Raw genomic sequence first — 11,931 nt, forward strand, 5'->3', positions numbered from 1 at the left:
TCCCCCGCTGTATTCCGTCATGGACATCGAACACATCAACCAAATCGGCAACACCCTGGCCGACCTCTCAGCGCGCACCGACGCGCTAAGGGGGTATCTTTGACTTCGATCGCAAAGCACTGCGCCTGAACGAGGTCAACGCCTCCCTCGAGAACCCCAACGTCTGGAACGACCAGAAGCGCGCCCAGGAGCTGGGCAAGGAAAAGCGCACGCTGGAGGTCGTCGTCGAGACGATCACGCACCTGACCAGCTCGCTGGCGGACAACGCCGAGCTGTTCGAGATGAGCCGCGAGGAAGGCGACGAGGCCGGCATGCTGGCCATCGAGGCCGATGCCGCTCAGTTGCAGGCCAAGGTGGAGGAGCTGGAATTCCGCCGGATGTTCAACAACCCGGCCGACCCGCTGAACTGCTTCATCGACATCCAGGCCGGCGCGGGCGGCACCGAGGCCTGCGACTGGGCTGGCATGCTGCTGCGCCAGTACCTGAAGTACGCCGAGCGCAAGGGCTTCAAGACGACGATGGAAGACGAGACGCCGGGTGACGTGGCCGGCATCAAGAGCGCCACCATCAAGGTGGAAGGCGAGTACGCCTTCGGCCTGCTGCGCACCGAGACCGGCGTGCACCGCCTGGTGCGCAAGTCGCCGTTCGACTCGTCCGGCGGCCGGCACACGTCGTTCGCGTCCCTGTTCGTCTACCCCGAGGTGGACGACAGCATCGAGATCGACATCAACCCGGCCGACGTGCGCACCGACACCTTCCGCGCCAGCGGTGCCGGCGGCCAGCACATCAACAAGACCGACTCGGCGGTGCGCCTGACGCACATCCCGACTGGCATCGTCGTGCAATGCCAGGATGGCCGCAGCCAGCACAGCAACCGCGACGTTGCCTGGAAGCGCCTGCGCTCACGGCTGTACGACCACGAGATGCGCAAGCGCATGGAAGAGCAGCAGAAGCTGGAAGACACCAAGACCGACGTCGGCTGGGGCCACCAGATTCGCAGTTATGTGCTGGACCAGAGCCGCATCAAGGACCTGCGCACGAACTACGAAACCTCGGCCACGCAGAAGGTGCTCGACGGCGACCTCGATCAGTTCATCACCGAGTCGTTGAAGCAAGGCATTTGATGCCCCGGGGCCGCCAGCGCGGCCCCTTGTTCTTCTTGCCGCCGCGGCGGCCCCTTCATTTTTGCCCACACAAGGAAGCCCCTCATGCGTGAAGGCACCGCCCCCCTGATCCAGCGGCTGGACTACCAGCAGCCCCCGTACTGGATCCGCAAGGTCGACCTGACCTTTGACCTCGACCCGGCCAAGACCCTCGTCACGAGCAAGATGCAGGTCGAGCGCAACACGGCCGTGCCGCACGGCCCGCTGCGTCTGCACGGCGAAGAGCTGAACCTGCTGCGCGTGCTGATCAACGGCGCGGGCGTGTCCTTCCGCCAGGAAGGCGCCGAGCTGGTCATCGACAACCCGCCGGACGAGGACTTCGCGTTCGAGATCCGCAACACCCTCTGCCCCGAGAAGAACACCGCGCTGTCGGGCCTGTACACGTCGGGCGGCAGCTTCTTCACGCAGTGCGAGGCCGAGGGCTTCCGCCGCATCACCTACTTCCTGGACCGCCCGGACGTGATGGCCGTCTACACGGTCACACTGCGCGCCGACAAGGCCCGCTTCCCGGTGCTGCTGTCCAATGGCAACCTGACCCGCAGCGGCGACCTGGACAACGGCAAGCACTTCGCCGTCTGGGACGACCCGTTCCCCAAGCCCAGCTATCTGTTCGCCGTTGTCGCTGGCGACCTGGTCGCGCGCGAGCAGCGCGTGCGCACCCGCGCCGGCAAGGATCACCTGCTGCAGGTCTACGTGCGCCGTGGCGACCTGGAGAAAACCGAGCACGCGATGAACTCGCTGATCGCGTCGATGGTGTGGGACGAAGCCCGCTTCGGCCTGCCGCTGGACCTGGAGCGCTTCATGGTGGTCGGCGTGTCCGACTTCAACATGGGTGCGATGGAGAACAAGGGGCTGAACATCTTCAACACGTCTGCACTTTTGGCCTCGCCAGCCACGGCGACGGACGCCGACTTCGCTCGCATCGAGTCCATCGTCGCGCACGAGTATTTCCACAACTGGACCGGCAACCGCGTCACCTGCCGCGACTGGTTCCAGCTGTCCCTGAAGGAAGGCCTGACAGTCTTCCGCGACCAGGAATTCAGCATGGACATGGCCGGCACGCCCAGCGCCCGCGCCGTCTGCCGCATCCAGGACGTGCGCCAACTGCGCGCGCTGCAGTTCCCCGAGGACAGCGGCGCCATGGCCCACCCGGTGCGCCCGGACAGCTACAGCGAGATCAACAACTTCTACACCGCCACCGTATACGAGAAGGGCTCCGAAGTCGTCCGCATGTACCAGACGCTGGTCGGCCGCGCCGGCTTCGAGGCCGGCATGAAGCTGTACTTCGAGCGCCACGACGGCCAGGCCGTGACCTGCGATGACTTCGCGCAAGCGATCGCCGACGCGAACCCCGGTTCTGCGCTGGACACGCGTCTGGACGCGTTCAAGCGCTGGTATGGGCAGGCCGGCACGCCGCGCGTGAAGGCGCATGGCGAGCATGACGCCGCCGCGCGCACCTACACGCTGCGGCTGAGCCAGCAGACGCCCGCGACGCCGGGACAGACGGACAAGCAGCCGCAGGTCATCCCCATCGTCATGGGCCTGCTGGACCGCCACGGCATGCCGCTGCCCCTGGACGCCGACGGCAAGAAGGAGCAAGTGCTGGTGCTCGATCAGTCCGAGCAGACGGTCGTGTTCCAGAACATCGACAGCGAACCCGTGCCCTCGCTGCTGCGCGGCTTCTCGGCGCCGGTGGTGCTGGACGACGGCCTGTCCGACGCCGCGCTGCTGGTACTGATGCGCCACGACAGCGATCCGTTCAACCGCTGGGAAGCCGGCCAGCGCCTCGCGCTGAACCGCATCCTGGCCGCCCTGCGCGCCGGCCAGCCGCTGCAACTCAGCAACGCGTTCATCGAGGCGATGCGCGGCGTGCTGAACCACGCCGAGCTGGACCCCGCGTTCAAGGAACTGGCGCTGACGCTGCCGGGCGAGAGCTACATCGCCGAGCAGCTGGACGTCGTGGACCCGCAGGCCATCCACGCCGCAGTCATCGCCGCGCAGCAGCAGCTTGCCGCCGCGCTGCGCGACGACTGGATTGCCGCCTTCGAGGCGCACCAGATCGCCGGCGGCTACACGCCCGATCCGGTCTCGTCCGGCAAGCGTGCGCTGGCCAACCTGGCGCTGTCCATGCTGGTGCTGGACGCCCAGGCCACCGGCGACACCGTCTGGCCGGGCAAGGCCTATCAGCGCTTCAAGGACGCTTCCAACATGACGGACCGCCTGGGCGCGCTGGCCGCGCTGGTCAATGCCGGCAGCAGCCTGGCCGCTCCGGCGCTGGAGCGCTTCCACGCACTGTTCAAGGACGACGCACTGGTCATCGACAAGTGGTTCTCGCTGCAGGCCCGCGCGCCCGAGGTCGAGGGCCGCGTGTTCGCCCGCGCCAAGGCGCTGACCAAGCATGCCGACTTCACGCTGAAGAACCCCAACCGCGCGCGCAGCCTGCTGGCATCGCTGTGCATGTTCAACCCGGCCGCCTTCCACCGCGCCGACGCGGCGGGCTATGTATTCTGGGCCGAGCAGGTCCTGGCCATCGACGCCATCAACCCGCAGCTGGCCAGCCGCATCGCCCGCGCGATGGACCGCTGGGCCGTGCTGGCCGAGCCCTACCGCAGTGCCGCCCGCGAGGCTGTGGCCCGCGTGGCCGCCAAGCCCGACCTGTCCGCCGACGTTCGAGAAATCGTCGAACGCGCCCTCGCCTCTGGAAACTAAGCAGTCACTCCATGTCCCGCCAGACCAGCCTGACCCAATACCTCATCGAGCAGCAACGTGAGCACGGCCACATCCCGCAGGAGCTGCGGCTGCTGATCGAGATCGTCGCGCGCGCCTGCAAGCGCATTGCCATCGCCGTCAACAAGGGTGCCCTGGGCGACGTGCTCGGCAGCGCCGGCAGCGAGAACGTGCAGGGCGAGGTGCAGAAGAAGCTCGACATCATCGCCAACGAAGTTCTGATCGAGGCCAACGAATGGGGCGGCCACCTCGCCGCCATGGCCAGCGAGGAGATGGACGGCATCTACGTGGTGCCCAACCGCTACCCTCAGGGCGAATACCTGCTGCTGTTCGACCCCCTGGACGGCTCCAGCAACATCGACGTCAACGTGTCCATCGGCACCATCTTCAGCGTGCTGCGCAAGGTGGGCCATTCGCGCGGCGTGTCGGAGGAAGATTTCCTGCAACCCGGCAAGCAGCAAGCCGCGGCCGGCTACTGCGTCTACGGCCCGCAGACCATGCTGGTGCTGACGCTCGGCGACGGCGTGGCCGTGTTCACGCTGGACCGGGAGACCGGCTCCTGGGTGCTGACGCAGGACCAGGTTCGCATTCCGGACGACACCAAGGAATTCGCGATCAACATGTCCAACATGCGTCACTGGGCGCCGCCGGTGACGCGCTACATCGACGAATGCCTGGCGGGCGCCACCGGCCCCCGCGGCAAAGACTTCAACATGCGCTGGGTGGCCAGCATGGTGGCCGATGTGCATCGCATCATGACCCGCGGCGGCGTCTTCCTGTACCCGTGGGACCAGCGCGAACCCGACAAGCCTGGCAAGCTGCGCCTGATGTACGAGGCCAACCCGATGGCCTTCCTCATCGAGCAGGCGGGCGGCGCGGCCGTCAATGGCGGCGAGCGCATCATGGACCTGCAACCCACCAAGCTGCACGAACGCGTGGCTGTGGCGCTGGGCTCGAAGAATGAGGTGGACCGTATCGCGGCCTACCACCGCGAAGCCAACCCAAAATAATGTCTATAATCGTGGGCTCTTGACGTTGTCCAGCTCACCCGCTGGCACGTGAGCCGGCATAGCTCAGTTGGTAGAGCAGCGCATTCGTAATGCGAAGGTCGGGGGTTCGACTCCTCTTGCCGGCACCAGACATGAAAAGGGCCTGATCGACGGATCAGGCCCTTTTTCTTTGTGCGCGCCGCCTGAACTGCACTCAGGCAGCGCCCACGTTCAGCCGGCGTTGCCTGGCTCCGACAGGAAGATCTCGACGCGGCGGTTGGCGGCCCGGCCGGTGTCGGTGTCGTTGCTGGCGACGGGTTCGCGCGAACCGCGGCCGGTGGTCGACACGCGTGACGGCTGCAGCCCGCGTGCGCTCAGATAGTCGCGCACCGACATTGCCCGCTCACGCGACAGCGGGTCGTTGATGGCATCGCTGCCGGTGCTGTCCGTGTGGCCCACGATGGTCACGTTCACGTTGCCATCCAGCGAACGGGCGACCTCATCCAGCACCGGGCGCATCTGCGGCTTGATGTCGGCGCGGCCCGTGTCGAACGACACGTCGCTCGGCACGTTCAACTTAAGCCGGTTGTCGTCGGTGCGAGCCACCTCGACCCCCGTGCCCTGGCTGGCACGCTCGATGGCCTCGCGGCGGTCCTGCATGCGCTTGGACCACAGGTTGCCGGCGATGGCGCCGACCGCGCCGCCGATAGCCGCGCTGCGGCCCGCGTTGCCCCCCGTGGCGGAGCCGATGACGGCCCCCGCCACCGCGCCGATGCCGGCGCCCTGCGCGGTGCCGCGCTCGCGCTCACTCATTGACGAGCAGCCCGCGGCCAATGTCATCGCGGCGGCAAGGGCCACGAGGCCGGCACGGCCCAGCGGTGAGGTTCGGGAATGGGTGGTGGTCATGGGCGGTCTCCTGATCAAACGTGCAAGACCGGCATCGTCCGCCCTGGGCGCCGCCTCACCTGTCATCAGTCACCGCAGGCCCTTGTCGGCTGCTTCCTACGGCGCGCATGAAAAAGCCGCAGACCCTGGCGGGCCGGCGGCTTTGCGCGGGCGTGCAACGAGGTTTAGATCGTGCGCGTCGTCGCGTGCTCGTCCTTGAACTTTTCCTTCACGTCGCCGACGGCCTTCTGGGTCTTGCCTTCGACCTGCTTCGCAGTGCCCTTGACCTGCTGCTCGGTGCTGCCGATGGCTTCACCGACCTTGCGCTGCGCCTTGCCGGCCACGTCCTTGATGGTGCCCTTGATTTGATCGCTGTTCATGTCGGTACTCCTTGGTAAAACCCGTCGTGGCACCCATGCCTAACGGATGCCTCCAGCGTAGAGCGAGCGTCGTGCCGCCAGCACCGGCCGAGGCCGCGCATGCACGTGGGGAGCGTCCTACGGCCACCGGCACAACGCCGCGGCCGTGCGGCTCACCTCCTACGAGCACTGCGGGCGCCGTCCGCTTCGCCGATAACGCAGGCGAAGCGATGCTTGCGTCACCACGGACTCAGGAGACCCTCATGGGCAAGTACCTTCTCGCTTGGCTGCTCGGCGTACCCGGCATCGTGTTGCTGCTCGTTTACCTGTTCTTCAATTGAAGATCAGCGGGCCGCCGCCGCCAGCTGGGCGACGGCGGCCACCAGCCCGTCCGGCGATAGCGGCTTCGCCAGATGCAACTGGTAGCCCGCCTGCAGCGCACGGTCGCGGTCGTCGCTGCCCGCATAAGCCGTGATGGCCGCTGCGGGCGTCCCGCCGCCCTCATGGCGCGGCAGCGCGCGCACCTGGCGGATCAATTCGTAGCCGTCCAGGCCCGGCATGCCGATATCGCTCAGCAGCACGGCGGGCGGCGATTGCCGCAGCAGCTGAAGTCCCTCGGCCGCCGTCTCGGCGGTCCTGACGCGCGCACCTGCGGTTTGCAGCAGCAACGCGGTGATAGTGCGCACGTCCGGCTCATCATCCACCAGCAGCACGTCCACGCCGTCCAGCCGCGAAGTAGCTACACCCCGGGTCGCCTGAGGCTCGGCGACGTCGCTGAGCAGTGGCAACGTCACCGTGAAGCAGGCGCCGCGCCCCTGACCGTCGCTCGCCGCTTCGACGTGGCCGCCGTGCAGCAGCGTCAGCTGCCTCACGATGGCCAGGCCGATGCCCAGCCCACCGTGACGGCGCGTGATGGTGGCGTCCTGCTGCTGGAAGCGTTCGAAAAGCCGGCCCGCGAATTCCGGCTCGATGCCCTGGCCGCTGTCGCTGACCGCGATGACGGCGTGCCCGTCCATGCGCGTGAGCGCAACGTCGATATGGCCACCACGCGGCGTGAACTTCATCGCGTTGTCGAGCAGGTTGCTCACGACCTGCTGCAATCGCGACGGGTCACCCAGGACCCGGCCACCGCCCGGCAGCAGGCTGGTCGCCAGCGTCAGGCCGCGCAAGGCGGCGGTGGGCAGGGCAGAGTCGACGGCCGCCGCCACCACGCCATCCAGCTCGATGCGCTGCAGGTCCAGCCGCAGCTGGCCCGACTCGATGCGCGTCATATCGAGCAGGTCTTCAATGAGCCGTGCCTGCTGGCGTGCGTTGCGCGAGATGGCATCCAGGCCGTGCTTGAGCGTGTCGGCATCGGACAGCCCGCGTTCCAGCACCTGGGTCCAGCCCAGGATGGCGGACAACGGCGTACGCAGTTCGTGCGACAACGTCGCCAGGAACTCGCCCTTGGACTGGCTCGCACGCTCAGCCTCGATGCGGGCGAGCTGCGAGGCACGCAGCGCGTCTTCGCGGGCGCGCTCTGCGGCGCGCCGGGCCGTGATGTCCTGCGTCAGCTTCAGGAAGCCCAGCAGCTCGCCGCGCGGGCCGCGCAGTGCAGTCAGCACCACGGCAACCTCCACGAGGCTGCCGTCGCGGCGCACACGCAGGCCTTCGCCCGCATATTCGCCCGCTTCCGCCGCCACCTGCAGTTCCAGCTGCGGTTGGCCGCGAGCGCGGTCCTCGTGGGTGAACAGCGCCGCGAATGGCATGCCCACGGCTTCCTCGGCCGTGTAGCCCTTCAGCCGCTCGGCACCGCGGTGCCAGGATGTGATGCGCCCCTCAGGGCTGACCGTGTAGATGGCGTAGTCGCGCACCCCTTGCAGCAAGGCCTGCAGGGTGGCGGTGCGCTCGTGCAGCACGCCCTCTACGTCCAGGTGAGGGCGGGCGGTTCCGTCCGTTGTCATCAATGCAGGCCCTCGTTCGCCCAGTGCTGCCAGCCCGTCCACGCACCTAAGTTGCCGTCAGACGCGCCCGGGTCGGACCAGCAAAGTCAGCGCATAGACAGCGGCCACGCCGATGGCGGCGTAGATGAGCCGCGTCGGCAAGGACATGACGCCGAACAGCTCGGCGATGAAGTCGATGCCGACCAGGCCTACCAGTGCCCAGTTGAAGCCGCCCAGCACGAGCAGCACCAGGCTCAGCGTGGTGGCCCAGCGGGTCGCCGGGCCTGTGCCGGTGGCCAGTTGCTGCAGCGGCTCGGCGGTAATGTCGCGTTTGCTCATGGCCGTTTGGCGGCAAGACCCATGCCCGAGTCAGGCGACACGGCGGCGCCGCTCCACGGCGTCGATCTTCAGCATCTGCCGGTACTTGGTCACCGTGCGCCGCGCCACGACCAGGCCCTGCGCGGCCAGCTGGCGCGTGATCTCGGCGTCCGACAGCGGCGCCTCCGGCCGCTCGGCCTCGATGATGTCCTTGATGAGGCCACGGATCGCCGTGCCCGAACAGGCGCTGCCGTTGGCGCTCACCATCGCGCGGCTGAAGAAGTACTTCAGCTCCAGCACGCCCACCGGTGTGGCCATGTACTTGTTGTTGGTCACACGCGAGACGGTGCTCTCGTGGATCCCGACCTCGTCGGCGATCTCCTTCAGACCCAGCGGCTTCATCGCCATCGCGCCGTAGTCCAGGAAGGCGTGCTGGCGCTGCACGATGGCCTCGGCCACGTCCAGGATGGTGGAGAAGCGCTGCTCCACGTTGCGCAGCGTCCAGCGCGCTTCCTGCAGGTGCTCGCCCATCTCGGCATTGGCCGCGGTGCGGTGGCGCTGGAACAGCTTCGCGTAGACCTCGTTGAGGCGCAGCCGCGGCACGATGGCCGGGTTGAGCTGCACGCTCCACTGGCCGCGCACCTTCTTCACGATGACGTCGGGCACCACGTAGGCGACGTCGGAGGCGCCGAAGCGCCAGCCCGGGCGCGGGTCCAGCCGGCGGATGCGGTCGCACACGGCCTCCACGCGCGCCGGGCTTTCACCCAGCGCGCGCGCCAGCGCGGCGGTGTCACGCGAGGCCAGCGCGGGCAGGTGATCGGTCACGATGGCACGCGCCAGCTCACGCGTCCCGTCACAGTCGATGGCCGGCAGCTGCAGCAGCAGGCATTCGCCCACGTCGCGGGCAGCCACGCCGGCCGGGTCCAGCGACTGCACTCGCTTCAACGCGATCTGCATCTCCTGCGCGTCGGGGAGCGGGTCCAGGCCGGTCACCGCGTGCAACTCGTCCAGCGGCGTGCGCAGGTAGCCGTCGTCGTCCAGCGACTCCACCACCGCCCGCGCCAGCGTCAGGTCGCGCACGGACAGAGGCAGCACGTTCAGCTGGCCGTGCAGGTGCGCCGTCAGTGAGGTCTCCACGGCCATCAGCTCCAGCGCCCCCAGCTCCCCGTCATCGCTGCGGCGCTGGCCACTGCCGCCGTCGGCCATCCACAAGTCACGGTCGCCGCCATCGGCGGGATCGGCCGGGTCTCCCAGGTCGCCGACCGGCAGGGCCAGCTCGGCGGCACCGTCGCTCGTCACACGCTCCAGCGGTGTGGCGAGCTCGGCACCCCGCGCGCCATCGAGTTCGACCGGCTCCACCGCCTCGCCGGTGGCGTCGCCCTCATCGACCTCCAGGAACGGATTGCGCCCGGCGGTGTCACGCAGCGTGGCGGCAAAGTCCAGCGACGACATCTGCAGCAGGCGCACCGCATGCTGCAGACGCGGCGACAGCGCCTGGCTCTGGCGGTGGTCGGCGCGGAGATCAAGCGAATTCACGGCGGCAACTCCTAGGGTTCCAAGCTGCGCTTGCCCTTGCGCAGCCATCTGCTGCTCAACGCAACGTCCATGCCTGCCGTGACCGCGTGAACCCCAAATCGGGCGCAAATGCGGCGCACACCCCGCAGGCACGCGGCTGCGGCGTCATGCCACCAGTGCGGTCAGGCGCTCGGCGGCACCGCGCGCTGGCAGCTTTTACCGAACCACCGTCAACCCGCCGCGCCAGTGTCGGCAAAACCTGCCGGATTCCTGGGGCGTGCAAGCCGCCGCGCTGCCGGCGGGCACGCCGTTTGCCTTGGCGCTGACGCGAGCCCTTTGCCTCGCTTGGAGACCACTCATGAAGCACATCCTCGCCGCCTCCCTGATCGCCGTCGCGGCGCTCGCCACCACCGGCTGCGCAGTCACCAGCGGACAAAGCACCGTGGGCCAGTACGTTGACGACGCCACCGTGGCCACGCGCGTCAAGGCCCGTTTTGCGGAAGACGCCCAGGTCAGCGCCATGCGCATTCAGGTCGAGACGCTGAACGGCACCGTGCAGCTGTCGGGCTTCGCGACCACGCAGGCCGAGAAAGACCGCGCCGCTCAGATCGCGCGAGCCACGCCGGACGTGAAGGAGGTTCGCAACAACATCATCGTGAGGCCGGCGGCGAAGTGAGGCGCCTCGCCCGGCTCGCCGCACTGAACGCGGTCGAGCCGGGCCCCCCCGGAGGGGACGGCGATGCATGCGGCATTGAGCCGCATGCACATCGCTCGCCGGCCGGCTTGGTGAACTGGAGTCGGACATCAACAGTCCCTGAGGACTGTTTGTGCCTACGACAGGCCAAGGGCCCTTGGCCATTGGCAGCCCGGCGCTCGGCCCATAGACACCACACAAGAACAACGACATGGAATCGCCTCACGCATCAATCACAACGCCGCGCAGTGGCTGGGCCTTGCGCGGGCTGCTGCTGATCGCGCTGGTGTTCGCCGTGCGCGAGGCCCGGCCGCTGCTCGCGCCGGTGCTGATCGCCGTGCTGTTGACGCTGGCGCTGGCACCGGCCGTGCGCTGGCTGCGCCGGCGCGGCGTGCCGGAGATGCTGGGGGCGCTGGTGGTCGTGGTGGCGCTGATGGGCAGCACGGTGCCGCTGGCCATGAGCCTCGCCCGGCCGGCCGCTGCCTGGTGGGAGGCGGCGCCCACCACCGCCGCGCAGCTGCTGGACCAGATGGACAAGCTGCGCGCCGCGATCCCAGGCATGCGCCCCCAGCGGGCGGGGCGCGCCGTCTTGGCCTCGCCTGACCCGCTCCGCGAGAAACTGGCCTCCGAGGGCTTCGCGCTGACCGGCGTCGTGCTGACGCGCAGCATCGCATTCGCGGTGTCGGTCACCGCCACCGTCATCCTGCTGTATTTCCTGCTCGCGTCCGAGCACTGGGTGCTGCGCCGCATCGTGGAGGCGGTGCCGCGGCGGCGCACGCGCGCGCTACTGCTGGGCGGCCTGCGCACCGCGCAGCGCGAGACCGCGCACTGGCTGGCCATGGTGGGCGTCGTCAACAGCACCGTCGGGCTGATCATGGGCCTCGCACTGTGGATGCTGGGACTGCCCAACCCCACCCTGTGGGGCGTGCTGACTGCCGTGTTCTGTTTCGTGCCCTACATCGGCCCGATGGCACTGGCCGCGATGCTGCTGCTGGCCGGCGTCAGCGCGTTCGACACCGCGCCGCAGATCCTCGCGCCGGTGCTGGTGTTTGCCGTCATCCACGGCGTGGAGGCCAACCTCTTCACGCCGCTTGTCATCGGCCGACGGCTCGTGCTGAGCCCGGTGGCGGTGTTCCTGTCCGTCATGTTCTGGGGCTGGCTGTGGGGCATCCCGGGTGCGCTGATCGCCGTGCCGGTGCTGATCGCGCTGCGCAGCGTCAGCCGGCGCGTGCGCGGCCTGCGGCTGCTGCGCTGCTTCCTGGAAGGCGACCACCGCGGGGCGCCCCCGTCCCTGCGCATGCTGCTGCGCCGCCCCGCCGCCGCCGGCTCCCGCGCTTCCCGCAATCGCTACACCTGAAG

Annotated in this window: 10 protein-coding genes and 1 tRNA gene; 6 read left to right on the forward strand and 5 right to left on the reverse strand. The window is 68.5% G+C overall.

Features of this window, described 5'->3' with window-relative positions; all coding sequences use genetic code 11:
• Positions 1-19: 19 nt before the first annotated feature.
• The 4 genes from prfB (at position 20) to ACG02S_RS21370 (ending at position 5,028) form a co-directional block, all read left to right on the forward strand.
• Positions 20-1,124, forward strand: a protein-coding gene (gene prfB, locus ACG02S_RS21355) for a peptide chain release factor 2 (RefSeq protein ID WP_394472509.1) whose coding sequence is annotated in 2 segments (ribosomal slippage) — positions 20-100 and positions 102-1,124 — 1,104 coding nt in all. Because the reading frame shifts where the segments join, the coding sequence is not laid out codon by codon here.
• An 84-nt stretch (positions 1,125-1,208) separates the two neighbouring features.
• Positions 1,209-3,872: an aminopeptidase N gene (gene pepN, locus ACG02S_RS21360; protein WP_394472510.1), complete on the forward strand. Its 2,664-nt coding sequence runs from the start codon at positions 1,209-1,211 to the stop codon at positions 3,870-3,872.
• Between the two features lie 11 nt (positions 3,873-3,883).
• Positions 3,884-4,900 (forward strand): class 1 fructose-bisphosphatase, encoded by a 1,017-nt coding sequence (locus ACG02S_RS21365; protein ID WP_394472511.1) that lies wholly within the window; start codon positions 3,884-3,886, stop codon positions 4,898-4,900.
• Positions 4,901-4,952: 52 nt separating this feature from the next.
• A tRNA-Thr gene (locus ACG02S_RS21370) sits at positions 4,953-5,028 on the forward strand.
• Positions 5,029-5,110: 82 nt separating this feature from the next.
• Here ACG02S_RS21370 and ACG02S_RS21375 read toward each other — a convergent pair.
• The 5 genes from ACG02S_RS21375 to rpoN form a co-directional block, all read right to left on the reverse strand.
• The gene (locus ACG02S_RS21375) at positions 5,111-5,785 is read right to left on the reverse strand and encodes a YiaD family glycine zipper/OmpA-like lipoprotein (protein ID WP_394472512.1); all 675 of its coding nucleotides are present in this window, start codon (positions 5,783-5,785) and stop codon (positions 5,111-5,113) included.
• Positions 5,786-5,949: 164 nt separating this feature from the next.
• Complete coding sequence (locus ACG02S_RS21380) at positions 5,950-6,144, reverse strand: CsbD family protein (RefSeq protein ID WP_394472513.1); 195 nt, start codon at positions 6,142-6,144, stop codon at positions 5,950-5,952.
• A 323-nt stretch (positions 6,145-6,467) separates the two neighbouring features.
• Positions 6,468-8,066 (reverse strand): hybrid sensor histidine kinase/response regulator, encoded by a 1,599-nt coding sequence (locus ACG02S_RS21385; protein WP_394472514.1) that lies wholly within the window; start codon positions 8,064-8,066, stop codon positions 6,468-6,470.
• A gap of 57 nt (positions 8,067-8,123) precedes the next feature.
• Complete coding sequence (locus ACG02S_RS21390) at positions 8,124-8,384, reverse strand: DUF378 domain-containing protein (protein ID WP_394472515.1); 261 nt, start codon at positions 8,382-8,384, stop codon at positions 8,124-8,126.
• 30 nt (positions 8,385-8,414) lie between these two features.
• Positions 8,415-9,899: an RNA polymerase factor sigma-54 gene (gene rpoN / locus ACG02S_RS21395; RefSeq protein ID WP_394472516.1), complete on the reverse strand. Its 1,485-nt coding sequence runs from the start codon at positions 9,897-9,899 to the stop codon at positions 8,415-8,417.
• 337 nt (positions 9,900-10,236) lie between these two features.
• On the opposite strand from rpoN, the gene ACG02S_RS21400 reads away from it, so the two are divergent.
• Both ACG02S_RS21400 and ACG02S_RS21405 read left to right on the forward strand, forming a co-directional pair.
• A complete protein-coding gene (locus ACG02S_RS21400) occupies positions 10,237-10,554 on the forward strand; it encodes a BON domain-containing protein (protein WP_394472517.1) in 318 nt (105 codons plus the stop codon).
• A 229-nt stretch (positions 10,555-10,783) separates the two neighbouring features.
• On the forward strand, positions 10,784-11,929 hold the full coding sequence (locus ACG02S_RS21405; protein ID WP_394472518.1) for an AI-2E family transporter: 1,146 nt from the start codon (positions 10,784-10,786) through the stop codon (positions 11,927-11,929).
• Positions 11,930-11,931: the final 2 nt, after the last annotated feature.

It is taken from the genome of Pelomonas dachongensis, assembly GCF_043555865.1.
Taxonomy (GTDB): Bacteria; Pseudomonadota; Gammaproteobacteria; order Burkholderiales; family Burkholderiaceae_C; genus Pelomonas; species Pelomonas dachongensis.